We start from the raw sequence: 23412 nt of genomic DNA on the forward strand, positions 1-23412 counted from the left end.
GCCGGGCCGGTACGGGTCCGGTCGGGGCGGCCTGCGCGCTCGGGCGGCCTCTCCGCCCGGGCCCCCGGCCCCCTCCGCTCCGGGCCCGGACCAGCCCAACCCCGGCCCTCAGACGGTGAGCGTCCGCTCCAGGCGGACGCGGCCGCCCAGTTCGACGATGCCGTCCGGGCCGGGTGCGGTGAGCAGCTGCGAGCCGCGCCCCTGGGTGATGTTGAGCGCCCGGCCGAGCTCCGCCGTGAGCAGCAGCGCCACCGCTCCCGTCGCCTCGTCCTCGTCGATGCCGTCGCCGCGCCCCGGGAAGGCCCGCGCGCGGATCCGCCCGGCGGCCTCGTCCTCCCAGGCCCAGGCGTAGATCCACTCCCCCGGCTCCGGGACGGCCAGGGCGTCGACCTCGTCGGCCGAGGCGTACCGCTTCAGCGTGCGCGGCGGGGCCCATTCCGCGCGGGCCTCGATCCAGGTGAACTCGCCGTCGCCGCGCACCCACACCTCGCCGGCCGGCGGGCAGATGACCTCCAGGTCGAGCAGCCAGGCCGTGCCCACGAGCGGGTGCCCGGCGAAGGGGAGCCGCAGCCCCGGGGTGTAGATGTCGACGACGCCCCGCTCCGGGTCGTCCACGAACACGGTCTCGCTGAAGCCGAGTTCCTTGGCGAGTGCCTGCCGGGACGCCTCGTCGGGGTGGCCGCGCCCGTCCCGTACGACACCGAGGGCGTTGCCGTGCCGGCCGTCGCCCGCACAGAAGACCCGCAGGACGTCGATGTCAGTGACCGTCGTGTTCATGGCGGAATTGAAGCATCCAGACACCCGCGACAGGGGGAGGTGTTCCCGCATCCGCGACCCGGCACCCCCGTCTCCCTACCCACGCGTAACCCGAATCAGGACAATTCACCCTGCTTGACCAGTCCTTGACCAAGCACTGAAGCCTCCATGAGCCAGCCGTGACCTGGCCGTGTCCGAGGCCCCGGTCCTGAGAGCTGAATCACTGGACGCGTGGGTATGGCTGAGGTAAGCCTCGGTTAAGTTAGGTCCGCCTCACCCCGTCCCCAGCGTCGTGTCCCCGAGTGGAGCCCACATGCGAGCCGTCCGTCTCACCGTCGTCACCGCCGCCGTCACGGCGGCGACTCTGGCCGCCGTCACGGGCTGCACCCAGAAAAGCGACGGGAAGTCGGAGGACGGCGCGATCCAGGTGATCGCCAAGGACGACTCCTGCGAGGTCTCCAAGAAGGACTTCCCGGCCGGTCACCTCAAGCTGAACGTGGAGAACCGCGGCAGCAAGGTCACCGAGGTCTACGTCCTCTACCCGGACGACCGGATCGTCGCCGAGCGCGAGAACATCGGCCCCGGCACCAAGGCCTCCATCACCGCCGAGATCAAGGCCGGCGACTACGAGATCGCCTGCAAGCCCGGCATGAAGGGCGACGGCATCCGCCAGAAGGTCACCGCGACCGGCGCCGGTGCCGCCGCCGTCAAGCGCTCCCCCGAGATGGACGCCGCCGTCGCCGCCTACCGCCAGTACGTGCAGGCGCAGGCCGACGCCACCATGCCCAAGGTGAAGGTCTTCACCGACGCCGTCCGCGCCGGCGACGTCGAGGCCGCCAAGAAGGCCTACGCCGAGTCCCGTATCGGCTGGGAGCGCACCGAGCCGGTCGCCGAGTCCTTCGGCGACATCGACCCCAAGGTCGACGTCCGCGAGGACGGCCTGGAGGCCGGCCAGGACGTGGCGAAGGACTGGACCGGCTGGCACCGCCTGGAGAAGGCGCTGTGGCAGGACAAGAAGATCGGCGACCGCGAGAAGCAGCTCGCCGACCTCCTCGACAAGGACCTGGCCGACTGGCAGAAGCGGGTCGGCAAGGCCGACATCACGCCCACCTCCATGGCCAACGGCGCCAAGGAGCTCCTGGACGAGGTCGCCACCGGCAAGGTCACCGGCGAGGAGGAGCGCTACTCGCACACCGACCTGGTCGACTTCAAGGGCAACGTCGAGGGCGCCCAGAAGTCCTTCGACCTGCTGAAGCCGGTCGCCTCCAAGAACGACCCCCAGCTGGTCGCCGAGCTCGACAAGCAGTTCGCCGCCCTGAACACGCTGCTCGACAAGTACCGCACCGACAAGACGAGCTACGTCTTCACCTCGTACGAGAAGGTCGGCAAGGAGCAGCGCAAGGAGCTGTCGGACGCCGTCAACGCGCTGGCCGAGCCGCTCTCCAAGCTGGCCGCCGCGGTTGTGAAGTAGAGGGGGACGAACGGGATGAGCACCTCGTCGGACGAGAACACCACGCAGAGCGCCGCGCAGAACTCCTCGGAGAGCGCCGCGCAGAGCACTGAGCAGACCGGGCAGGGCTCCGCGCCCTCCCGTCGCAGCGTCATCGGCTGGGGCGGGGCCGGGCTCGCGCTCGGCGCCGTCGCGGCCGGCACCACCGTCGCCCTGACCCGGGGCGGCGGCGGCGCCACCGAGCCCGTCGCGGAGAGCGGCGCGGCCGTCCCCTTCCACGGCACCCACCAGGCCGGCATCTCCACCGCCGTCCAGGACCGGCTGCACTTCGCGTCCTTCGACGTGAAGACGAAGGACCGTGCCGAGCTGATCCAGCTCCTGAAGGACTGGACCCGGGCCGCCGAGCGCATGACGGCGGGCCACGAGGTCGGCGAGGGCGCCTACGGCGGCCTGCCGGAGGCCCCGCCGGACGACACCGGTGAGGCCCTCGGTCTCAAGCCGTCCCGGCTCACCCTCACCATCGGCTTCGGCCCCTCGCTCTTCGACGGCCGCTTCGGTCTCGCGGACAAGCGGCCCGCGGCCCTGGTGGAGCTGCCCAAGTTCCCCGGCGACAACCTGGACCCGGCCCGCACCGGCGGCGACCTGTGCGTCCAGGCCTGCGCGGACGACCCGCAGGTCGCCGTGCACGCCATCCGCAACCTGGCCCGCATCGGTTTCGGCAAGGTCGCGGTGCGCTGGTCCCAGCTGGGCTTCGGCAAGACGTCCTCGACGACCCCGGACGCCCAGACCCCGCGCAACCTGTTCGGATTCAAGGACGGCACCCGCAACATCGCGGGCACCGAGACCGACCGCCTCGCGCAGCACGTGTGGGTGGCGGGCAAGGGCGCCGAGGGTCCGGCCGCCTGGATGGACGGCGGCTCGTACCTCGTCGCGCGCCGGATCCGGATGAACGTCGAGACCTGGGACCGCACCTCGCTGGCCGAGCAGGAGGACGTCTTCGGCCGCGACAAGAAGGAAGGCGCGCCCGTCGGCAAGGCCAAGGAGCACGACGAGCCGTTCCTGAAGGCGATGAAGCCGGACGCGCACGTGCGCCTGGCGCACCCCGACTCCAACGGCGGGGCGACGATCCTGCGCCGCGGCTACTCCTTCACGGACGGCACGGACGGCCTGGGCCGCCTGGACGCGGGCCTGTTCTTCCTCGCGTACATGCGGGACGTCCGTACCGGCTTCATCCCGGTGCAGACCTCGCTGTCCCGCCACGACGCGCTCAACGAGTACACGCAGCACGTGGGTTCGGCACTGTTCGCGATCCCGCCGGGCGTCCGTGACAAGGACGACTGGTGGGGCCGGGCGCTGTTCGCCTGAGTCGCGTACCGCCCCGTCATCCAAGAAGGGACCGCCGTGTTCGGCAACTATCTGATCGGCCTGCGCGAGGGTCTTGAGGCCAGCCTGGTCGTCTGCATCCTCATCGCCTACCTGGTGAAGACCGGGCGCAGGGACGCCCTGCGGCCGATCTGGATCGGCATCGGTGTCGCCGTCGCGCTCGCGCTCGCCTTCGGCGCCGGCCTCACGTTCGGCTCGCAGGAGCTGACCTTCGAGGCGCAGGAGCTGCTGGGCGGCTCGCTGTCGATCATCGCGGTGGTCCTGGTGACCTGGATGGTGTTCTGGATGCGGCGCACCGCGCGGCACCTGAAGACGGAGCTGCACGGCAGGCTGGACGCGGCGCTCCAGATGGGCACGGGCGCGCTGGTCGCGACCGCGTTCCTGGCGGTCGGCCGGGAGGGCCTGGAGACGGCGCTGTTCGTGTGGGCGTCGGTGCGGGCCTCCTCGGACGGCACGTACGCGCCGCTGGCCGGCGTGATCCTCGGTCTGCTGACGGCCGTGCTCCTGGGCTGGCTGTTCTACCGGGGCGCGCTGAAGATCAACCTGGCGAAGTTCTTCACCTGGACCGGCGGCATGCTGGTCGTGGTCGCCGCCGGTGTGCTCGCGTACGGCGTGCACGACCTGCAGGAGGCGGACTTCCTCGGCGGCCTGTCGACCAAGGCCTTCGACGTCTCCGCGACGATCCCGCCGGACAGCTGGTACGGCACGCTCCTCAAGGGCGTGTTCAACTTCCAGCCCGACCCGACGGTCCTTCAGGTCACGGTGTGGGCCGCTTATCTGATCCCGACGCTCGCCGTGTTCCTGGCCCCGGTAGGGTCGGGTCCGTCCAAGCGGGTGGCGAAGCAGAAGGCGACCGAGACCGATGAGAAGGCTGAGGCGACCGGCGCGGAGGCGACCGGCTGACACGCTCCTCGCGGCGGTGACGGCTTCCGTCCTCGCCCTGACCGCGAGCGGCTGTGTGACGGTGCACGGCGAGCGGGAGCTGACGCCCGCCGCGACGAAGGCCGAGGCCGAACAGGCCCTCAAAGACTTCACCGACGCCTACAACAAGGCCGACAAGGCGTACGACCCGGCCCTCGACGCGGGCCGGGTCACCGGCCCGATGGGCGAGATCAACCAGGCGGGCCTGACGTCGCGCCAGAAGTCCACCCCCGGCGGCAACCCGGACCACCGGCCGCTGGAGCTCACGGACACCAGGTTCGCCATCCCCCGGAAGGCCGGCTGGCCGCGCTACTTCGTCGCGGACGCCGACTCCAACCGGGACACCGACCAGAGCTCCGGCGACACCCGCTGGCTCCTGGTCTTCGTGCGGGGCGGCGCCCAGCAGCTCTGGGAGGTCGCCTACCTGTCGATCCTGAGCGCCGGCGACGTCCCCGCGTTCAAGAGCGAGGCGGGGTACGCGGTGCCCGTCGGCGCCGGTTCCCAGGGCCTCGCGGTCGCGCCGCAGGAGCTCGGCGAGCGGTACGTGTCGTTCCTGAAGGGCGGGGCGGCCGGGCAGCAGGGGCCGTTCGCGCCCGGCCCGCACACCACCGAGTGGCGGGCGGAGCGGGAGAAGGACGCCAAGCGGCCCGGACTCGTCACGCAGTACGTCGACCGGGCGGACAGCGCCGGGGACTTCGCGCCGCTGGGCCTCGCGACGGAGGACGGCGGGGCGCTGGTCTTCTTCGCCACCCGCTACTTCGAGCGCCAGACGGCGGCCCCGGGCTACCGGCCGAAGGTCGGCAAGGACGTGAAGGCGCTGCTGACCGGCGAGGTCAAGAACACGGTCACCAAGCGGTGGGTGTCCAGCCAGACGGTGCTGGTGAAGCCGGCGGGCACGGAACGCGACGCGGTCGCGGTCGTGGGCCGGCTCCAGGGCGTGACGGCGGCGGAGGGGTCGTAACCCCTCGGGCGCCAGGCCTCCGCGCCGGGCTCGCCGACCACGGCGCGCTGCCCGCCGCCTCCGCGCCGGGCCGCTGCTCCCGCGCCGGGCTCAGCGGCTGAGCGGCCAGGCGGCCTCGTGGTCCGTGGGCTCCCCCTGCTCGGCGCGCGCGGCGGCGTGGCGGGCGCAGGCGTCGGTGAGGGACTCCAGGAGGTTCAGCGGCTCGGGCAGGGGGTGCTCGGGGCCGCGGACCCAGGCGAGGACCGGCTGGCTGCCCTCGTCACCGGGGAGCCGGGACGGCGGCACGAGCACGTAGCTGCCGCGGCAGTGCCAGCGGAGCCCCGGATGCTCGTCCATGGTCTCGGGGTGGCAGTCCAGCTCACAGGGCCACCACTCGTCCTCGTCCTCGGGGGTGCCCCGGGTGGCGGTGAAGAACAGCATGCGGCCGTTGTCGCGGTCCTCGGCGGCGCCGGAGACGGCGACCGGGCCGACCTCGACGCCCTCGGCGAGCAGCCGGTCGAGGGCGGCCTGGCCGGCGGCGAGGGGGACGTCGAGGACGTCGTGGACCATGCCGGTGGCGGTGACGAAGTTCGCCTCGGGCTGGTTGCGGGCCCAGCGCTCGATCTGGGCGCGGTCGGTGGTCGACTGGGTCTGCCAGGCGAAGGAGACGGGGTGCCGGGCGGGGGTGGGACAGCCGATCCGCTCACAGGAACAGCGGTAGCCGACGGGGTACGCGGCGGGCGCCAGTGGCATCCCCGCGGCGGCGACGGCCAGGAGCGCGTTCTCGCGGTCGTTCTCGACATCGGCCGCGCTCCGCTTGGGGCGCCTGCGCAGCCACTGTGCGAGTTTGCTCTCCGTGCCGCGGAAGCGGCCGATGCCGTCGCCCATCTATCCCCTCACACCTCGTGCTCGCCCGTTCGGTCCCACGGGCTCTCCATGGTCCCACCATCCTGCGCCTCGGGTGACCGGAGTCGGGAACCGGGGGGTGGGCCGGTTCTCACGGACGGGCGCCGAGGCCGCGCAGCGCGTAGTCGACGAGGGTGTCGGCGTAGGCGTGGGTGAGCGGCCGGGTCCGGTGCAGCCAGCGGTGGTGCAGGGGTCCGACAAGGAGTTCGAGGGCGATGCGGGGGTCGACGGAGGGGTCGACGTCGCCGGCGGTCTGGGCGGCCTCGATGCGGCGCACGTACTGCTGGAGCGCGGGTTCGAGGAGCCGGGCGGTGAACTGGGCGCCGAGTCCGGGGTCGACGATGCCCTCGGCGGCGAGCGCGCGGGTGGGGCGGTCGTAGACGGGGTTGTTGAGCTCGTCGACGGTGGCCCGCAGGACCAGCTTGAGGTCGGCGGCGAGGTCGCCGGTGTCGGGGATCTCACTCCCGCCGCTGCCGCCGAGCGCCTCGTCGGCCTGCTCGGCCAGGTCGAGGAAGGCCTCCATGAGGACGGCGGGCTTGGTGTTCACCGGCCACCAGCGGTAGATGGTCTGCTTGCCGACGCCCGCGCGGGAGGCGATTCCCTCGACGGTGGTCCTGGCGTAGCCGTTCTCGGAGACGAGGTCGAGGGCGGCGGCGTAGATGGCGCGGCGGGAGCGCTCGCTGCGCCGGGAGGAGTCGGGCGCCTTGTCGGACGCCTTGTCGGGTGCCGTGGAGTCGGACACCTTGTCGGACGCCATGGAGGCGGGCGCCGTGGGGTCGGCTGCCTTCGCGTCGGGCGCCTTGGAATCGCGCCCCTTGGAGTCGGTCATGCCGTCAAACCTAACAGTCGGCGAGACGTATCGTCTCGCCACCCGTTCTTCATCGGAACCACCCGAACGGTCCAGTGCGCACGGCCCCCGGAAGGCGGACCATGGGCTCAACGCTCAGCGACCGTAGAGGAGCCCTCTTTGCGCCACACCCCGCGCGAGGCCTCGCCCCGCCGTTATCTGATGTGCCCACCCACGCACTTCAAGGTGACCTACTCCATCAACCCCTGGATGGACCCCACGAAGCCGGTCGACCTGCCGGTGGCCCTCGCGCAGTGGGAGGACCTGCGCGACCGCTACCGGGCCCTCGGCCACACCGTGGAGCTGCTCGACCCGGGTCCGGGACTTCCGGACATGGTCTTCGCCGCGAACGGCGCCACCGTCGTGGACGGCCGCGTGCTCGGCGCGAGGTTCGCGCACCCGGAGCGCTCGGACGAGGCGGCCGCGCACCTGGACTGGTTCCGCAGGAACGGTTACCCGGACACGGACCTACGGGTGCCGGAACACGTGAACGAGGGCGAGGGCGACTTCGCCGTCACCGACTCCTGGATCCTGGCCGGCCGGGGCTTCCGCTCCAGCCCGCTCTCGCACGACGAGGCCCAGGAGTTCTTCGGCCGCCCGGTGATCGGCCTGGAGCTGGTGGACCCGCGCTACTACCACCTGGACACGGCGCTGTGCGTCCTGGACGACGCCCGCGACGAGATCATGTACTTCCCGGACGCCTTCTCCCCCGGCAGCCGCCGCGTCCTGGAACGCCTGTTCCCCGACGCCCTGATCGCCACCGCCGAGGATGCCGCCGCGCTCGGCCTGAACGCGGTCAGCGACGGCCTGAACGTGCTGCTCCCCCAGGCGGCGGTGGGGCTCTACGGCCCGCTGCGGGAGCGCGGCTTCGAACCGATCGGCATGGACCTGGGCGAGCTGCTCAAGGGCGGCGGCAGCGTGAAGTGCTGCACCCAGGAGCTACGCCCCTGACCCGTACCGTCACTCCGTCTCCGGCGGCCAGGGGTCACCCCAGTCGGCGTCCCGGGCCTCCTTGTACAGGGGCCCGTGGCGCTTGGTGACCGTCTCCCGGCTGAGCCCGTCCGGCCCGCAGAGCTCCAGCAGGACCTGTCCCTTGCGGATCTGCGGGCGGCGGGTGATGCGGGAGCTCGCCGGGGTCACCGGGAAGCGGGTGGCGGCGACGTACGCGTACTTCTCGTCCTCGTACGGCAGCGAGCCGCCCTTCACCTGCCGGTGCAGGGAGGAGCGGCTGACCCGGGCGGAGAAGTGGCACCAGTCGGTGCCCGGCACGATCGGGCAGGCGCCACTGTGCGGGCAGGGCGCGGCGACGGTGAAGCCGGCCTCGACGAGGGCGGACCGGGCGGCGATGATCCGCTCGTACCCGTCGGGGGTGCCCGGCTCCACGACGACGACGGCCCGCGCGACGCGGGCGGCCTCGGCGACGAGGGTGGCCCGGTCCTTCTCGGTCAGCTCCTTGAGCACGTACGAGACGGTCACGAGGTCGGTCTCGTCGAGCCGCAGCGCGGTGCCGACGCGCTCGCGCCGCCAGTCGGCGTCGAGGACCCCGGCGGCCAGTTCGCGTCCGAGGGTGAGCGCGGGCTCGGCCCAGTCGAGGACGCGGGTACGGGGCACGGCCCCGTCCCACAGGTCGGCGACGGCCCAGGTGGCGGCGCCGGTCCCGCCGCCGACGTCGGTGTGCGTGGCGGGCACCCAGTCGGGGGCGGCGTCCCGCAGCGCGGCGAGGGCGCCCCGGGCGGCCTCGAAGGTGGCGGGCATGCGGTAGGCGGCGTAGGCGACCACGTCGGACCGGTCGCGCAGCACGGGCGCGTCGGTCGGGGTCGTCCCCCGGTAGTGCGCGATCAGACGCTCGACGGCCCGCGCGGCCTGCGAGGGCGGCAGCCCGCCGACGACCCCGGCGAGGGCGGCGCGCAGGGACTCGGCGGAGGCGGTGGATCCAACATTCACCGCACGATTCTAGGGGGCGGCGCGGGTGGGAGCGGCGCAGGTGGGAGCGGCGTCCCGGGCCAGGGCAGGAGTTTGACGACAGGCCCTAGCCCGGCCGGCCGCCGCCCTGCGTCACGGACGGGGAGACCGGGCCCGGGGACGCCGGCCGGGCCGGCGTCGGCGTCGGCCGTTCCACGATGCCCGGCGGGCGCGCGGGCGGCGCCGGATCCGGGCTGAGCAGGCCGCCGGGGAACGCCCCCCACAGGTACGCGGCCGCCACGGCCGCCGCCGCCCCGAGCCCCGCGAAGGCGACCCCCCGTACCCGGCGCGTCCCCCGGGCACGGCCCTGGGGCGGCTGGTCGCGGCGCAGTTCGTGATACGTGACGAGGGCCGCGCGGGCGGTCAGCGCGGCGCGCAGCCGCTCCTCGACGGGGGAGTCGTGGTCCCCGGCGGACGGTGTCTGCGGTCTCATCGGTCCGCCTCCAGCTTCTTCTCCAGGGCGTCGAGCGCCCGGCTCGCGGTGGACTTGACCGTGCCGCACGAGAGCCCCAGCGTCCGTGCGATCTGTGCCTCGGTCAGCTCCGACCAGTAACGCAGCACGAGCACCTCGCGCTGGCGCCGGGTCAGCTGCGCGAGGGCGTCGAGCACGTGCCGGTGCTCCTCCGCGAGCAGCAGCCCCTCGTCGACCGGCGCCCCCGCGCCCGGGTGCGGCGGGGTGTACGCGCGCGCGGTGCGGCGCCTGCGCAGCACGGAGCGGGCGGCGTTGACCACGGCGGTGTGGAGGTACGCCCCGGGGTCCTTGAGCCCGCCGAGCGAGGTGCCATGGGTGCGGCACAGCGCGGTGAACGCGTCCTGGACCACGTCCTCGGCGGTGTGCAGGTCGTCCACCAGGAACAGCGCGAGCCGCACCATGTCGAGCCGCCGTGCCCGGTACAGCTCGGTGAGGGTGGGCGGCGGTTCGCGGCGGTACGGCGACTCGTGACCGTACGCCGGCTCGTCCTCGTACGACGGTGCGACCGCCCGGAGATGGCGCCCGCGCCCCCGTCCTCGTACCGCCGCCTCGTCGGCCGCCCGGGACACGCGGGCGAGCAGCCGCGACCACCAGGCCGACGGCACGGGCGCGGGGCCGGGGCCGGGGAGGGTGCTGGATATGGCGTACGACAACGGCACGTCCTCGTCGATCCGTCGCGGGAGGGGTGGCGGGACGGGACCGGGCCCGTCCCGCCACCCCGGTGGCATGGCCGCTCGGCTACTTCCGGACGCCGGTGCCGGGCGAGATCACCCGGGGCGCGGTCTCGGCCGGGGCGGCCGCCGACGCGGGGGTGGCGGCGGTGGAGACGGTCGTCCTGGTCCCCTTGGCCGGGGAGACGCCCTTCGGGGCGGGCGCGGGTGCGCCGGCACCGGGCTTCGACACGGCCGGGGCGGCGTCGGGCGCGGTGGCCGGCACCGGGGCCGGGGCGGGCTTCGGGCCGGAGTCGGCGAAGGCCTGCGCGGCGAAACCGGCGCCGAGGAGCAGCGCGACACCGGCGGCGACGCCCAGGACGCGGGGACGGCGGAGGTTCCGCTTGGAGTGGACGGACATGAGATCTCCCGAGGAAGTGGGACGGAACACGGTCTGGTGGATCCGGCCGATCAGGCGATCAGGACATCAGCCGGATCGATGGATCGGTGGATCGGTTGAAGGGCGCCTTCAACCCACCAGACGTGCGTCACCCTCGGAGGTTGCGACCCGCCCCGGGAATCTTTCTGCCGGATCCCCGGATCGTCACCTCAGGAGTTGCGCGGCTCCGGTGCGGCGCGCCAGGGCCGGCACAGCAGCAGGAAGCAGGCGATGGCGGCGACCGCGCAGCTGACCTGGACGACCGCCATGGGGACGGCGGTGGTCTCGCCGGCGATGCCGACGAGCGGTGAGGCGACGGCGCCGATGAGGAAGGAGGAGGTGCCGAGGAGGGCGGACGCGGAGCCGGCCGCGTGCGGGGTGCGCATGAGGGCCTGGGCCTGGGTGTTGGGCAGGGCGAGGCCCATCGCCGACATCAGGACGAAGAGGCCGGCGGCCACGGGTACGAGACCGGGTTCGCCGAAGACGCCGCTGGTCATGAGGAGCAGGGCGACGGAGGCGAGCAGGATGATGCCGAGGCCCCAGCCGAGCACCTTGTCGAGGCTGACCCGGCCGACGAGCAGCCGCCCGTTGATCTGGCCGACGGCGACGAGGCCGACGGAGTTGAGCCCGAAGAGCAGGCTGAAGGTCTGCGGGGAGGCCCCGTAGATCTCCTGGACGACGAAGGGCGAGGCGGAGATGTAGGCGAAGAGGACGGCGAAGGCGAGCCCGCCGGCCAGCATGTAGCCGGTGAAGACCCGGTCGGCGAGCAGGCCGCGCATGGTGCGCAGGGCCTCGCCGACGCCGCCCGCGTGGCGCCGCTCGGGCGGCAGGCTCTCGTGGAGGAAGCGCCAGACGACCAGGGTGAGGACGATGCCGACGCCGGTGAGGACGTGGAAGACGCCCCGCCAGTCGGTGATCCGCAGGATCTGGCCGCCGATGAGCGGGGCGACGATCGGGGCGACCCCGGAGATCAGCATCAGGGTGGAGAAGAAGCGGGCCATCTCGACGCCGTCGTACAGGTCGCGGACGACGGCGCGGGCGATGACGATGCCGGCGGCGCCCGCGAGACCTTGGAGCAGCCGGAAGCCGATGAGGAGTCCGGCGGAGGGGGCGAGGGCGCAGACGGCGGTCGCGAGGACGTACACGATCATGCCGATGAGCAGCGGCCGTCGGCGGCCCCATTTGTCGCTCATGGGGCCGACGACGAGCTGGCCGAGCGCCATGCCGGCGAGGCAGGCGGTCAGGGTGAGCTGGACGGTGGCGGCGGGTGCGCGGAGGACCTCGGTGACCTCCGGCAGGGCCGGCAGGTACATGTCCATGGAGAGCGGCGGGAGGGCGGTGAGACCGCCCAGCACGAGGGTCACGAGCAGCCCTGCCCTGCGGGCGGTGGCGGCCGGTGCGTCGGCTATGTGGGGTTTGGTGGTGGTCCGGCCGCTCTCCGGCATCGCTGCTCCGTTTCGTTGAATCCTTCCTTATGTTAGGCGGGGGTGAGTCCGGGGTTGCCCGCCTCGGTGACGAAGGACGCGGCGGTGGTCACCGGGGCGCCGGGGGTCGTCACGGCGGAGACCGTACGGAAGTCGGCCCGCGCGCTGTCCTGCCCGAGCGCGACGGTCACGTACCCGCGCCGCCCGTCGTAGAACTTCAGGTGCGGATTGGCGCGCGTCAGGTTCGCGTAGTTGGAGGGCCGCTCGCTGCCGTTCTTCCCGCTGGTGATGGACGTGGTGACGATCTCGGTCCCGAGCGTGCGGGAGCCGGGGTCGCGGAAGTCGGCCTTGATGTCGAGGCCGTACGCGACGTGGACGTCGCCGGTGAGCACCATCAGGTTCTCGACGCCGGCCGCCTGGGCCCCGGCGAGGACGCGCTGCCGGGAGGCGGGGTAGCCGTCCCAGGAGTCCATGGACAGGGTGTACGCGTCGGTGGGGACGCTGCGGCGCTCGGCGAGGACGACCTGCTGCGGGACGACGTTCCACCGGGCGCGGGAGTCGCGCCAGCCGTCGATCAGCCAGCGTTCCTGGGCGGCGCCGGTCAGGGTGCGCGCCGGGTCCTCGGACTCGGGGCCCGGGACCTGCCAGCCGTCGCCATACGCCTGGTCCGAGCGGTACTGGCGGGTGTCGAGGATGTCGAACTGGGCGAGCCGCCCGAAGCGCAGCCGCCGGTACAGGCGCATGTCCGGGCCCTGGGGCCGCTGGGGGCGGCGCAGCGGCTGGTTCTCCCAGTAGGCGCGGTAGGCGGCGGCGCGGCGGATCAGGAACTCCTCCGGCGGCACGTCGTTCTCGGGGGTGTCGCCCGCGTAGTTGTTCTCGGTCTCGTGGTCGTCCCAGGTGACGACGAACGGGTGGGCGGCATGGGCGGCGATCAGGTCCGGGTCGGACTTGTAGAGCGCGTAGCGCAGCCGGTAGTCGTCGAGGGTCAGCGTCTCCCGGTTGAACACGGCGGGAAGGACCCGGTCCCGGTAGCCACGGGCACCGCCGGCGCCGTTCACGGCGTACTCGTAGAGGTAGTCGCCGAGATGGAAGACGACGTCGACGTCCTCGTCGGCGAGGTGGCGGTAGGCCGTGAAGTAGCCGTCGTGGTACGCCTGGCAGGAGACGGCGGCCAGCTTCAGGCGGGTGTTGTGCGCCCCGGGAGCGGGCGCGGTGCGGGTCCGCCCCACCGGGCTGGTCCAGGCCCCGACGCGGAACCGGTAGAAGTAGACCCGCCCGGGCCCGAGGTCCGGGACCTCGACGTGGACGGTGTGGTCGAACTCGGGATGCGCGATCGCGCTCCCCCGCCGGACCCCGCGCCGGAACAGCTCGTCGTGGGCGAGCTCCCACTGGACGGTGACCCGGCTGCCGGTGGGCAGACCGCCACCGGTCTCGTACGGGCGGGGGGCGAGCCGCGTCCACAGCAGCGCGGACCCGGGCAGCGGGTCGCCCGATGCCACCCCCAGGGTGAACGGGTCCTCGGACAGGCGACGCGCGTCGAGCTCGGCGGCGGCGGCCGTGCCGGCGGCGGGCAGGTTCACCGCGAAGGCGAGCGCGGCGGCGGCACCGGTGACGGTGAGGAAGCGACGCCGCCCTAAGTGCCGTGCGACGGCCCGCAGTTCCTCGGAACGATCCTGACTGACGGTCATGTTCCCCTCCCCTGACGGATGCTGTCCGTCCGGTATTGCAGCGGAACGGGACGGCCTCAGTCTGTCGGTTACCGGACGTCCACGTGTCGGACGGATGAGTTCATGGGGCACGGGTCTGCCGTACGCTGCGCGCCCATGAGCATCGCGGTGGTGACGGGAGCGGGGTCGGGGATCGGCCGGAGCGTGGCACGGGCCCTGGCGGAGGCCGGATGGCAGGTGGCCCTGGCCGGCCGCCGCCTGGCCCCGCTGGAGGAGACGGCGGCCCCCCTCCCCGCCCCGGACACCCTGTGCGTCCCCACCGACGTGACCTCCCCCGACCAGGTCGCGTCCCTCTTCGAGGCGGTACGGGACCGGTTCGGCCGGGTCGACCTGCTCTTCAACAACGCGGGTACGTTCGCGGGCGGCGGCGTCCCCGTGGAGGACCTGGACCCCGCGACCTGGCGCCAGGTGGTGGACGTCAACCTCACGGGCGCGTTCCTCTGCGCGCAGGCCGCCTTCCGCATGATGAAGGACCAGTCGCCGCAGGGCGGCCGCATCATCAACAACGGCTCCATCTCGGCGCATGTGCCGCGCCCGCACTCCATCGCGTACACGGCGACGAAGCACGCGATGACGGGCCTGACGAAGTCCCTGTCCCTGGACGGACGCCCGTACCGGATCGCCTGCGGCCAGCTCGACATCGGCAACGCGGCGACGGACATGACGGCCCGCATGCAGACCGGCATCCTCCAGGCCAACGGCGAACTGGCGGCGGAGCCGGTCATGGACGCGGCGGACGTGGCGGCCACGGTGGTGCACATGGCGGGCCTGCCGCTGGAGGCGAACGTGCAGTTCGCGACGGTGATGGCGACGAGGATGCCGTATATCGGGCGGGGGTGAGGGTGGGGGTGAGATTGGGGGGCGGCTGAGGCTGGGGGCGGGCGCCCGCCGGGGCGGGGCCCGCGGGCGCGGCTGGGCTTGGGGGCAGGGCTGCTCCGGCGGGCGGGCCCCCGCAGGAGAGGGGTGGCTACGCCTGCCCGGTCTCGAACCGCGAGACCTTCCCCCCGTCGACGGTGAACCTCCAGGCGGTCCGCATGGCCCCCCAGGTGTCGTTGCTGTAGTCGGCGACGAGAGCCCGCCCCCCGTCCGCCTCGGACTCGACCTCCATGCGCCCGTTCGAGGAGAAGACCTCCCGCTCGGTCCAGTCGGCCACGTCCCGGTCCGACCCGTCGTCGGACATGGTGGCGCCGGGGGCGAGGGCGTCGAAGAAGGCCTGCCGGTCGTTGGCGTTGAGAGCGACGACGAAGGCCCGCACGGCGGGGTCGGTGAGCTGGTCCACAGGAATGGTCATGCCCCACCGGTACACCGCGCGACGACCCGCCCCCGGCACCGACACCACGACGGCCCCCGCCCGGACCAGCGGGACCGGCCCGTCGAACCGAAGATCCGAAGCAGTACACCCCGGGACGCCTTCCCCGGCCCACGAGACCGCCCGCCTGAAACTGGTCGCACCGGGCACCCGCTGCCCGGCGGACGCGTACACCCGACTCCACGACGACAACCACGACGCCCGCCACCACGGCACGAGCACGTCCGGCGGCTCAGCCTCCTCGGGCGGCGGCGGGGGCGGCCGGACCGGCCTCCAGTACGGGCGCTTCCGCTCCCGGGTGAGCCGGGCCGCATGCGTCAGGCCGTCTGCCCCTGCCGAGGCCGTCGCCCCGGCTCCCGAGGTGGCGCCGAGGCTGGGACCGGGGACCGGCAGGCATCGGAGGCCGCAGGCCCGGGGATAGAAGAAAGGCCCCGACCCGCTGTTTCGCTGGTCGGAAGCCTTGAGGGGCAGACGAGTCGGGCTGTACGCCGGGGACTGTCGGCGCAATGCTATGACCTGCACAAACACGTAGGGATGGCACTTTCGTGGCTCCTTTGATGGCTACGTAAAAGACGTCCCCGCCCGGATCGGCCCGGACGGGGACGTCGTCGCTCCCGAGATTCAGACGGTCCCTTCGATGCGTTCGAAGATGTCCGCGTCCGTCTCCCGCTGCCAGACCGGCAGGTCGGACCAGTCGGCAACATATCCGGGCTTCGGGTCTTCGAAGTGCCTGAACATCTGGGCGGTCCAGCAGATCGCGACGAATCGGCCCTTCTGCTCGCGGGTGAGCCGAGCCGCATGCCCGCCGCTGACCTCGATGAAGCCGCGCACCTGCCCGTAGACGGCGGTGGCGGCTTCGCGCTCCCACACGGGCGTCTCGTCCCACGGCGTGACGTAGCCGGGCTTCGGCTCGCCGGGATAGTGCTTGTTCACGCCGTCGATCCACGCCTCGCGGAAGATCCGGCCGTCATTCATGCGCGTGTCCCTCTCATCATGCGGTGCGCGGAAGCGCCGCGATTCGGTGATCAAGAGTCGAGACTCGGTCATCGGACATGAGCGGGGCAAGACGCCCCCGAAGCCCGTCCAGCTTCTTGCCGACGAATCCCGAATCCGACCGGTCGGCCAGTCCGAGTGCTTGCTCCGCGTAGTGCACGACCTGGTCGATGTCCCGCCTGTGCGCCCCGAGCACGGCGAGGTCGCTCAGAACAGCAGCGCGTCGACGCAGGGACAGAGGCTGGACAAGGGCTGCGGTGAGCGCCTCCTCGGCGAGGTCAGGGCGGCCCAGCTGGAGGTAGCAGGCTCCTCGCTCCTCTGCCAGGCGGGACCCGTCGAAACGGAGCCAGCCGCCGTTGTGGGAGTGAGCGTCGTCGAGGGCGCGCACTTTCTCAGCTTCGTCCAAAGCCCGGTTGCACGCGTCGAGATCGCCCACTGCCGCGTACGCCTGCGCCTGAACGGCCGCGACCCAGTGACGGGTGGAAAGAGTTTCGTCGCCCCTCCGGGCAATCCGGAAAGCCGCAGCGAGCAGGGGTTGAGCGGCGTGCGCGCGGCGCGCGTACAGCTCGACGTACGCGTGGCGGGTCATGGCGCAGGCCCACAGGTCGTGGTCGCCACCGGCGTAGGCCGCGTTGGCGGCCAGTGTGTAGCACTGCGCGGCGTCGGTGTACCGATTGGCGTCGAAGAACAGCTCACCGACGAGCTGGTAGACGTCGGCCGTCATCCGACACAACCGGGACCGGTCCACAGCAGTCCGGGTCTCGGTCAACCCCCTCGCCATCACATCGAGCTGCGCGCGAACCGCAGGGAAGACGACCTGCTTGGAGTCCGATAGCGCGTAGACCTGCCAGAGGCTGCGGTGTAGAGCGTCCCCTGTCTCCAAGAGCGTCGAGACTGCCCGCCCTCGGCCGGCCTCACCGGGACCTGGAAGAGCGACCAGCGCACCCGTAACGGCGAGCAGACCCAGGACTTCGCGGCGCTTCATGTCGTCATCATCACCATGGAGGAGGGGTGGAGCAGCGGAGAGCCCGGCTGTCTCGGCCGGCTGTTCGTCGGAGAGAAGGGCTTCAAGCTCGGGGAGGGTCACTCCCAACAGCCCTGCGATCTTCAGCCGTTGGTGGGGACGCGGGGTGGCACGACCACTTTCCCAACGGACCACGGTGGACGCGGCCACCGAGAGCGCTTCTGCGAATTCCTCCTGAGAGTAACCCCGGGCCGCACGCCGTTCCGCAAAGTGCTTACGCCTCGACGTCATTGGTCTCCCCTCACGAGAACCCTTTCACGCGCTCATGCCCGCCACGTGCCAACGCCTGGAAAACGACCGGGTATTGCGCGAGGTCGGCTCTGGGAGAAGGTAACGGATCGTCGTTCACTGGTCACACGCCGCTCGGAGGCCGAAGGACCCTCCGGGTGGCTCTCACGGAGAGGAGCGACCGCGTGACGACCTCCGGACTGCCCCGCAGGAACCCTGGCGCCAGTGGCCGTGCATACACGCCGCCGGAGCCCCGGCCGGGTGCGCCGAGCCGGGCTCTGCGGGTACGGGCGGCCGACGGCTGGGAGAGGTTCATGCGCCGCGTCGAGGCCCGGCAGGAGCCGGAGGAGTGAACCAGGTCGGTTCCGACGGCTACGAGCACCACCCGCTCCTGGACACGCTTGTCCGTGACATCGCCTCGCGTGGGGAAGGGGTGCTCGTCGCCGTCACACACGAGCTCCGCAGCCACGGCACGGTCCGCATCGCGCACATCCGGCCCGCGTCCGGAGTCGAGTGGACGACCGCGGCCGGCAACATCCAGGCCGCTCGCCCCTGAGCCGCGGCCCGCAGATCGCCGTCCGCGCCCCCTGCGCAGGCGGATTCCCGCACCACACCCTTCAGCCCAAGGAGACTCATGACCACCTCTGTCGCACTCCCCTCCCCCACGCGGCCGTGGGGTGCGGGCCGACTCGCGCCCTACCCGACGGTCACCCGCCGACCCCACGCCACGGTCGCCATCGACCCCACGACGCAGCTCGGAGTGTTCCGCGACCGCGCCGGGCAGGTGGTCGAGATGGGCAAGCACGGCACCAGCTCCGGTACCGAGACCTCCACGACGACGAACTCGGACTCCCGGAACGACCAGGGTCACGACCAGGACAGCAATCAGGATTGATGGCCATGACCGAGGAGAGGCCGGTTCTGGTGGCCACCGAGGCGGACGACATCACCGCCGACATGGTGATCACGGAACTCAACCGGCGCGATGTGCCGGTGGTCCGGTTCAACCCCGCCGACATCGGCGAAAGCCTCACGGTCTCGGCTCGGTTCGGCACCTGCCCGGCCCCGGTGGTCGGGCAGGTGCGCACCCCGTCGAGAACCGCTGATGTGACCGAGGTCCGGTCGGTGTACTGGCGCCGCCCTGAGTGGCCCACGTTTCCCCACCTGTCCGCTGACGACTCCCGGTTCGCGGCGGCACAGGTCCGCTACGGACTCGGTGGCACCCTCTACGCCCTGGGCGGCCCGCTCTGGGTCAACCACCCGTTGCGCATTGCCGCAGCCGACTACAAACCCGCGCAGCTCGTTCTCGCCCAGCAACTCGGCTTCACCATCCCTCCCACTCTTGTCACCAACGACCCGGACGAAGCCCGCGAGTTCATCCGAGCTCAGGAGCAGGCGATCTTCAAGACGCTGCGATGGACGCCCTACACGCGTGATGGCGTGCCGGTGACGGGATGGGCTGCCCCCGTCGCCCCCGAGGAGATCGACGACAGCATTCGGGTCACGCCCCACCTGTTCCAGGCCCGCGTGGACAAGATCGCCGACGTTCGCGTACTGCTCGTAGGTCGGCATACGTTCGCCGTACGCATCGACTCCGACCTCCTGGACTGGCGCAAGGACTACGGCGCCCTGACCTACACCGTGGAGCACCTACCCGACCGGGTAGACCAGGCACTGCATGCCTACCTGGACCAACTGAATCTGGTGTCGGGAAGCTTCGACCTCGCGGTCGACCGGGCGGGGGCCTACTGGTGGCTGGAACTGAATCCAAACGGACAGTGGGGGTGGCTGGAGACCGAGACCGGCCTCCCGATGTCCGCTGCCTTCGCCGACCTACTCGTACAAGGAGATCGCCGATGACCGACCCGGCATCCGAGCGGCGCCGCATGGCGACCGTTCTCGTGAAGGAAGGGGTCCTGAAATCCCCCTGGCTGCGTGAGGCCGTCGAGTCCGTCCCCCGAGAGCGGTTCCTCCGCCCGGGAGTCTTCCTGGACGAGGGGCGGACCTGGCGGCCCGTCACCGCCACCGATACGAATCCGGACGAGTGGCTGAAGATCGCATACAGCATCGGCACCCTCACCACACAGCTCGACGGCCACCTCACCGCCGACCAGGCCGACGAACCTGTCGGGGGCGTGCCCACGTCCTCCTCGACCGACCCGGCCACCGTCGTCGGCATGATCGAGACCCTGGACCTCGTGACGGGCCACCGAGCCCTGGAGATCGGCACAGGCACCGGCTACTCCACAGCCCTGATGTGCCACTACCTCGGCGAGGACAACGTCGCCACGGTCGAGGTGGACGCACAGGTGGCCGCACGCGCCGATGCCGCTCTCGAAGCCGCCGGCTTCTCGACATGGACTGCGACGGGCGACGGGCTCCTCGGTCACCCGTACCGAGCACCGTACGACCGGGTCATCGCCACCTGCGCGGTTCGCCGCATCCCGTACGCCTGGATCAGGCAGACGAGCCCTGGAGGCATCGTCCTCGGCACCGTCGGCTCGTGGCCGTGGGGAACCGGCCTCGCGAAACTGGCCGTCGGCGATGACGGCACCGCCGTCGGCTCGATCGTCGGGCGATCCTCCTTCATGCACGCGCGGGCCCAGGCAGCGGCCCCCGTGGCCGGCGATCTCTCCGCCCGGACCGCGTACGCGGACAGTGAGCGGCGCACGAAGGTGTCTCCTCATGTCCTGGAGGAGTGGATGCCCGCCTTCCTTGCACAGCTGGCGGCGCCCGGCGCCCAGTTCGTCCGTGTGACGGGCGGTGACGGCTCACCCTTGCGGTACCTGTTCGACCCGGAGAAAGAGTCGTTCGCCGAGTTCTTCGTCGACGGCGAGAACTGGACCGTCCGCCAAGGCGGTCCGGTGGCCCTGTGGGACGACGTGGAACGTTCCCTCGTCGCCTGGCAGGACGCCGGGGCGCCGGAGATCGACTCCGTACGGCTCCACGTGACGCCAACGTCCCACCGGTACTGGATCGACCAGGCGCCCTCCCTGCGCTGGGAACACCGGATCACCTGACCCACTACGCTCCGGACATGGACGACGAACCGCTCTCCCAATGGGCCGAGCGTCGCGACGCGAGGATCGGGCAGCTCCGCGCCGTCCCCCTGGGGTGAGGCGACGCCCACGACTCCACAAGAAAAGGCCCCTGACCTGCGATTTCACTGGCCAGAGGCCCTGAGGGGCAGACGAGTCGGGCTGTACGCCGGGTTCTGTACCCCGGGACCTCGCGGTCGTCGGGGTGACGGCCATCCATCTAGGGCCGGCGTTGCCGCCGGCCTCGTGCGGTCTACCCGCGGACTCGGGCGGGCAGCCCTCGATCGTCCGCGCAGGAACACCGGAGTGTTCCCTTTTGACCTTGCTCCTGGTGGGGTTTACCTAGCCGCCTGAGTCACCTCAGGCGCTGGTGGTCTCTTACACCACCGTTTCACCCTTACCGAGGACCGAGGTCCCCGGCGGTCTGTTTTCTGTGGCACTGTCCCGCGGGTCACCCCGGGTGGCCGTTAGCCACCACCTTGCCCTGTGGAGCCCGGACGTTCCTCGGGAAGACCCGAAGGTCTCCACGCGGCCGCCCGCCCGGCTCGTCTGCCGTGCCGACCATGCTACCTGCCGATTCACACGAGGTCGGCCGTCTCCAGGTCGAAGCCGAAGGGCTCGGGGAGGGTGAGTGTCTTGCCGAACGGGACCCGGTGCTGCTCGCGGTAGTCACCGTGGTCCGGGTCGGTGAACAGGGTGACCGTGGCGTCGTCCCGGTCCACGAGCAGGTACAGCGGGATGCCTCCGCGGGCGTAGCCGCGGCGCTTGCTGTCGCGGTCCTTGTGCGGGCGGGTCGACGTGACCTCCAGGACCATCGCGACGCCTTCGCACGGCATCCAGGAGTCCGCGCCGCCGAACAGGTCCCGGTCGACAGGTGCGAACGTGATGTCCGGGATGACGTGGTCACGGGGGAGGCCGGCCGCGCTCGCCAGTTTCAGGCCCTTGTTGCCCGAGAGGTCCATGTCGACCAGCGACCGCCTGATCACCTGCCTGGCGATCCGGCTGATGTACTTCTCGTGGTCCCCGTCCGGCGGCGGCGTCACGACGATCTCCCCTTCGATCAGCTCCGCCCGGAAGCCCTCCGGCGTCTTCAGCGCCAGAAAGCCCTCCAGCAGGATCTCCTCCTGCGTGAGTGGTGCGTGCGGCATGGCAGTCATGTCGTGATCGTCGGACATCCAGGCACCCGCCGTCCCTGCGCTCGGGGTCGTTCCCCCGATCGTGGCACATGATCCGTACCGCGCCCCGGAGGACGCTTGACCTTGTCGCAGCGTCAAGGTTTCTACTGGGGGCATGCGCAAAGGGATGCGGATCGGCGAGATCGCCGCGCTCGTCGGGGTCACCCCGAGGGCCGTGCGGCACTATCACCACCTCGGGCTGCTGCCCGAGCCCGAGCGGCGGGCCAACGGGTACCGGGAGTACGGGGTGCGGGACGCCGTGCTGCTCGCGCGGATCCGGCGGCTGACCGAGCTGGGGGTCGGGCTCGACGAGGTACGGGACGTGCTCGCGGACGACGCCGGGCGGGAGCTGGTGGAGGTCCTGGAGGAGCTCGACGGGGATCTGGCGCGGCAGGAGCGGGTGATCCGTGAGCGGCGGGCGCGGCTCGGTGAGCTGCTCGCGCAGGCTCGGGAGGGGCGGCTGGCTGCGGACGGGCCGGTGTCGCCGGAGCTGGCGGCGCTCCTCGCCGAGCTGGGCGAGACGCCCGGGCCGGCCGCGTCGCCGATGGCCGCGAAGGACCGGGAGCTGCTGACCCTCCTCGACGCCGTGGTGCCGGCGGAGGACCGGGCCCGGCTGATGGAGCTGATGCGGGAGGCGTCCGCGCACGCGCCCGAGCTGTACGCGCGCCTCGACGCCCTCGTGGACGCGGCGCCCGACGACCCGCGGGTCGCGGAGGCCGCCGCGCTGCTCGCCGCCTGCCTGCCGGACGAGGCCGTCGCGGAGCCGCCCGAGAGCGGGCTCGCCGACGTCTTCTTCGGCGACCTCGCCCCGGCCCAGGCCGCCGCCGTACGGCAGGCGCTGCGGCTGGTGTGGGAGCGGGCCGCGCGATGAGGTATCTCGTCTACGCGCTGCTCCCCGCCGAGTTCGTGCTCGTCGTCTGTCTCGTCGCGGGCGTACGGATACCCGCGGCGGTTCTCGTCGGCGCCGAGGCCGCCGTGGTGGTGCTGGTCGGCGTCGAGACGTGCGCCTATCTGCGGCTGCGGCGGCGTGGGCTCTCCCGGCGGGCCGCGCTCGGACGGCTCGTACCGGAGCCCGTGCTGCGGCTGGCCGGGCACGAGCTGCGGCTGATGGCGAGCCTGGCGCGCTGGGTCGTCCGGCGGCCGCACCGGGGCGGGCCGGGCGCCACCGCGTTCTCGCACGCGCGGGACCAGGCGGCCCTCATGTACGGCTTCGCCTTCGTCTGCGTCGTGGAGACCGTCGGCATGTCGTACCTGTTGGCGGAGTGGCCCGTGGTGCACGCCGTCGTCCTGGTCCTCGACGTGTACACCGTGCTGTTCGTGCTCGGGCTGCACGCCGCCTCCGCGACCCGGCCGCACCTGCTCACCGAGGACACGCTGCGGGTGCGGCAGGCCGCCCACGTCGACGTACGCATCCCGCTGGAGCGGATCGCCGCCGTCCGCCACGAGTCGCTGTTCTCGCACGAGAAGGCGGAGGGCGAGCTGAACCTGGCCGTCGGTTCGCAGACCTCCCTCACGGTCGAGCTCACCGAGCCCGTGCCCGCACCCCGGCTGCTCGGACCGCCCCGGCCGGTACACACCGTCCGCCTCCACGCGGACGACGCCCGGGGGCTCGTACGGGCGATACGGGAAGCGAGGGAGGGGAGGGGGGCGAGGGGGGCGAGGGAGGCCCGGGAAGCGCAGGAGGCCCGCGAGGCCCGCGAGGCCCAGGAAGCCCAGGAAGCCCAGGAAGCCCAGGAAGCGCGCGACGCGTACTGAGTGCTCGCGGGTC

The 23412-nt window shown here is 72.1% G+C and carries 27 protein-coding genes and 1 other RNA gene; 14 read left to right on the plus strand and 14 right to left on the minus strand.

The features are described from left to right. Window positions 1-108 precede the first annotated feature (108 nt). Entirely contained in the window at window positions 109-777 is a 669-nt protein-coding gene (locus ACZ3ZE_RS02400) for a PhzF family phenazine biosynthesis protein (protein WP_467257057.1), read from the minus strand. A 292-nt stretch (window positions 778-1069) separates the two neighbouring features. Here ACZ3ZE_RS02400 and efeO point away from each other — a divergent pair, with 292 nt between their 5' ends. From efeO to ACZ3ZE_RS02420, 4 genes are read left to right on the plus strand one after another with little or no spacing between them, the layout of a single operon-like run. Next, window positions 1070-2227: an iron uptake system protein EfeO gene (gene efeO / locus ACZ3ZE_RS02405; RefSeq protein ID WP_361163749.1), complete on the plus strand. Its 1158-nt coding sequence runs from the start codon at window positions 1070-1072 to the stop codon at window positions 2225-2227. Window positions 2228-2242: 15 nt separating this feature from the next. After that, window positions 2243-3571: an iron uptake transporter deferrochelatase/peroxidase subunit gene (efeB, locus tag ACZ3ZE_RS02410; RefSeq protein WP_361163747.1), complete on the plus strand. Its 1329-nt coding sequence runs from the start codon at window positions 2243-2245 to the stop codon at window positions 3569-3571. Between the two features lie 36 nt (window positions 3572-3607). Continuing rightward, window positions 3608-4492 (plus strand): iron uptake transporter permease EfeU, encoded by an 885-nt coding sequence (gene efeU, locus ACZ3ZE_RS02415; protein WP_361628372.1) that lies wholly within the window; start codon window positions 3608-3610, stop codon window positions 4490-4492. Next, window positions 4452-5471 (plus strand): SCO2278 family lipoprotein, encoded by a 1020-nt coding sequence (locus ACZ3ZE_RS02420; RefSeq protein ID WP_361628375.1) that lies wholly within the window; start codon window positions 4452-4454, stop codon window positions 5469-5471. Before efeU ends, ACZ3ZE_RS02420 begins: the two co-directional genes overlap by 41 nt. 90 nt (window positions 5472-5561) lie before the next feature. On the opposite strand, the gene ACZ3ZE_RS02425 is transcribed toward ACZ3ZE_RS02420, so the two are convergent. Beyond that, window positions 5562-6338, minus strand: a complete 777-nt coding sequence (locus ACZ3ZE_RS02425) for a bifunctional DNA primase/polymerase (RefSeq protein ID WP_361163741.1) — start codon at window positions 6336-6338, stop codon at window positions 5562-5564. Between the two features lie 109 nt (window positions 6339-6447). After that, on the minus strand, window positions 6448-7113 hold the full coding sequence (locus tag ACZ3ZE_RS02430; protein WP_467257500.1) for a TetR/AcrR family transcriptional regulator: 666 nt from the start codon (window positions 7111-7113) through the stop codon (window positions 6448-6450). A 210-nt stretch (window positions 7114-7323) separates the two neighbouring features. Between ACZ3ZE_RS02430 and ddaH the strand changes: the two genes are divergently transcribed. Beyond that, on the plus strand, window positions 7324-8154 hold the full coding sequence (gene ddaH / locus ACZ3ZE_RS02435) for a dimethylargininase (RefSeq protein WP_361163740.1): 831 nt from the start codon (window positions 7324-7326) through the stop codon (window positions 8152-8154). A gap of 9 nt (window positions 8155-8163) precedes the next feature. Here ddaH and ACZ3ZE_RS02440 read toward each other — a convergent pair whose 3' ends face one another. From ACZ3ZE_RS02440 to ACZ3ZE_RS02465, 6 genes are all read right to left on the minus strand, one after another. Further along, complete coding sequence (locus ACZ3ZE_RS02440) at window positions 8164-9147, minus strand: small ribosomal subunit Rsm22 family protein (protein ID WP_361628381.1); 984 nt, start codon at window positions 9145-9147, stop codon at window positions 8164-8166. Window positions 9148-9232: 85 nt separating this feature from the next. Beyond that, entirely contained in the window at window positions 9233-9598 is a 366-nt protein-coding gene (locus tag ACZ3ZE_RS02445) for a hypothetical protein (protein WP_467257059.1), read from the minus strand. After that, on the minus strand, window positions 9595-10290 hold the full coding sequence (locus ACZ3ZE_RS02450) for an RNA polymerase sigma factor (protein WP_442303903.1): 696 nt from the start codon (window positions 10288-10290) through the stop codon (window positions 9595-9597). Before ACZ3ZE_RS02450 ends, ACZ3ZE_RS02445 begins: the two co-directional genes overlap by 4 nt. Before the next feature lie 85 nt (window positions 10291-10375). Beyond that, window positions 10376-10708: a hypothetical protein gene (locus ACZ3ZE_RS02455; protein ID WP_361628387.1), complete on the minus strand. Its 333-nt coding sequence runs from the start codon at window positions 10706-10708 to the stop codon at window positions 10376-10378. 188 nt (window positions 10709-10896) lie between these two features. Beyond that, on the minus strand, window positions 10897-12171 hold the full coding sequence (locus ACZ3ZE_RS02460) for a Bcr/CflA family multidrug efflux MFS transporter (protein WP_361628390.1): 1275 nt from the start codon (window positions 12169-12171) through the stop codon (window positions 10897-10899). 32 nt (window positions 12172-12203) lie between these two features. Beyond that, the gene (locus ACZ3ZE_RS02465) at window positions 12204-13838 is read right to left on the minus strand and encodes an alkaline phosphatase D family protein (RefSeq protein WP_361628393.1); all 1635 of its coding nucleotides are present in this window, start codon (window positions 13836-13838) and stop codon (window positions 12204-12206) included. A gap of 102 nt (window positions 13839-13940) precedes the next feature. Here ACZ3ZE_RS02465 and ACZ3ZE_RS02470 point away from each other — a divergent pair, with 102 nt between their 5' ends. After that, window positions 13941-14717 carry an SDR family oxidoreductase gene (locus tag ACZ3ZE_RS02470; protein WP_361163725.1) on the plus strand — a complete coding sequence of 259 codons (777 nt, stop codon included), beginning with the start codon at window positions 13941-13943 and terminating at the stop codon, window positions 14715-14717. A 127-nt stretch (window positions 14718-14844) separates the two neighbouring features. Here ACZ3ZE_RS02470 and ACZ3ZE_RS02475 read toward each other — a convergent pair whose 3' ends face one another. The 3 genes from ACZ3ZE_RS02475 to ACZ3ZE_RS02485 all read right to left on the minus strand — a co-directional run bounded on the left by ACZ3ZE_RS02475 (window position 14845) and on the right by ACZ3ZE_RS02485 (window position 17434). Next, window positions 14845-15168 (minus strand): nuclear transport factor 2 family protein, encoded by a 324-nt coding sequence (locus ACZ3ZE_RS02475; RefSeq protein ID WP_361163723.1) that lies wholly within the window; start codon window positions 15166-15168, stop codon window positions 14845-14847. A 639-nt stretch (window positions 15169-15807) separates the two neighbouring features. Continuing rightward, window positions 15808-16161 (minus strand): hypothetical protein, encoded by a 354-nt coding sequence (locus ACZ3ZE_RS02480; protein WP_361164714.1) that lies wholly within the window; start codon window positions 16159-16161, stop codon window positions 15808-15810. Between the two features lie 16 nt (window positions 16162-16177). Beyond that, on the minus strand, window positions 16178-17434 hold the full coding sequence (locus tag ACZ3ZE_RS02485; protein WP_467257061.1) for a helix-turn-helix domain-containing protein: 1257 nt from the start codon (window positions 17432-17434) through the stop codon (window positions 16178-16180). A gap of 182 nt (window positions 17435-17616) precedes the next feature. On the opposite strand from ACZ3ZE_RS02485, the gene ACZ3ZE_RS02490 reads away from it, so the two are divergent. From ACZ3ZE_RS02490 to ACZ3ZE_RS02515, 6 genes are all read left to right on the plus strand, one after another. After that, window positions 17617-17784 (plus strand): hypothetical protein, encoded by a 168-nt coding sequence (locus tag ACZ3ZE_RS02490; protein WP_467257063.1) that lies wholly within the window; start codon window positions 17617-17619, stop codon window positions 17782-17784. Continuing rightward, entirely contained in the window at window positions 17781-17987 is a 207-nt protein-coding gene (locus ACZ3ZE_RS02495; RefSeq protein ID WP_361163719.1) for a hypothetical protein, read from the plus strand. The genes ACZ3ZE_RS02490 and ACZ3ZE_RS02495 overlap by 4 nt, the downstream gene beginning before the upstream one ends. A 78-nt stretch (window positions 17988-18065) precedes the next feature. Next, window positions 18066-18326, plus strand: a complete 261-nt coding sequence (gene tgmA, locus ACZ3ZE_RS02500) for a putative ATP-grasp-modified RiPP (RefSeq protein WP_311119326.1) — start codon at window positions 18066-18068, stop codon at window positions 18324-18326. 5 nt (window positions 18327-18331) lie between these two features. Beyond that, window positions 18332-19291, plus strand: a complete 960-nt coding sequence (tgmB, locus tag ACZ3ZE_RS02505) for an ATP-grasp ribosomal peptide maturase (protein WP_442303914.1) — start codon at window positions 18332-18334, stop codon at window positions 19289-19291. Then, a complete protein-coding gene (gene tgmC, locus ACZ3ZE_RS02510) occupies window positions 19288-20451 on the plus strand; it encodes an ATP-grasp peptide maturase system methyltransferase (RefSeq protein WP_467257065.1) in 1164 nt (387 codons plus the stop codon). The genes tgmB and tgmC overlap by 4 nt, the downstream gene beginning before the upstream one ends. Window positions 20452-20468: 17 nt before the next feature. Beyond that, a complete protein-coding gene (locus tag ACZ3ZE_RS02515; protein ID WP_442303913.1) occupies window positions 20469-20549 on the plus strand; it encodes a DUF6087 family protein in 81 nt (26 codons plus the stop codon). A 69-nt stretch (window positions 20550-20618) separates the two neighbouring features. Here ACZ3ZE_RS02515 and rnpB read toward each other — a convergent pair. Both rnpB and ACZ3ZE_RS02525 read right to left on the minus strand, forming a co-directional pair. Continuing rightward, an RNA gene (gene rnpB / locus ACZ3ZE_RS02520) (RNase P RNA component class A) lies at window positions 20619-21017 on the minus strand. 30 nt (window positions 21018-21047) lie between these two features. Next, the gene (locus tag ACZ3ZE_RS02525; RefSeq protein ID WP_361163713.1) at window positions 21048-21626 is read right to left on the minus strand and encodes a Uma2 family endonuclease; all 579 of its coding nucleotides are present in this window, start codon (window positions 21624-21626) and stop codon (window positions 21048-21050) included. 145 nt (window positions 21627-21771) lie between these two features. On the opposite strand from ACZ3ZE_RS02525, the gene ACZ3ZE_RS02530 reads away from it, so the two are divergent. Both ACZ3ZE_RS02530 and ACZ3ZE_RS02535 read left to right on the plus strand, forming a co-directional pair. Beyond that, window positions 21772-22515, plus strand: coding sequence for a MerR family transcriptional regulator (locus tag ACZ3ZE_RS02530; protein WP_467257503.1), 744 nt, complete (start codon window positions 21772-21774; stop codon window positions 22513-22515). Next, complete coding sequence (locus tag ACZ3ZE_RS02535) at window positions 22512-23399, plus strand: hypothetical protein (protein ID WP_467257067.1); 888 nt, start codon at window positions 22512-22514, stop codon at window positions 23397-23399. The genes ACZ3ZE_RS02530 and ACZ3ZE_RS02535 overlap by 4 nt, the downstream gene beginning before the upstream one ends. Window positions 23400-23412 lie beyond the last annotated feature (13 nt).

It is taken from the genome of Streptomyces sp. NPDC023157, assembly GCF_055560575.1.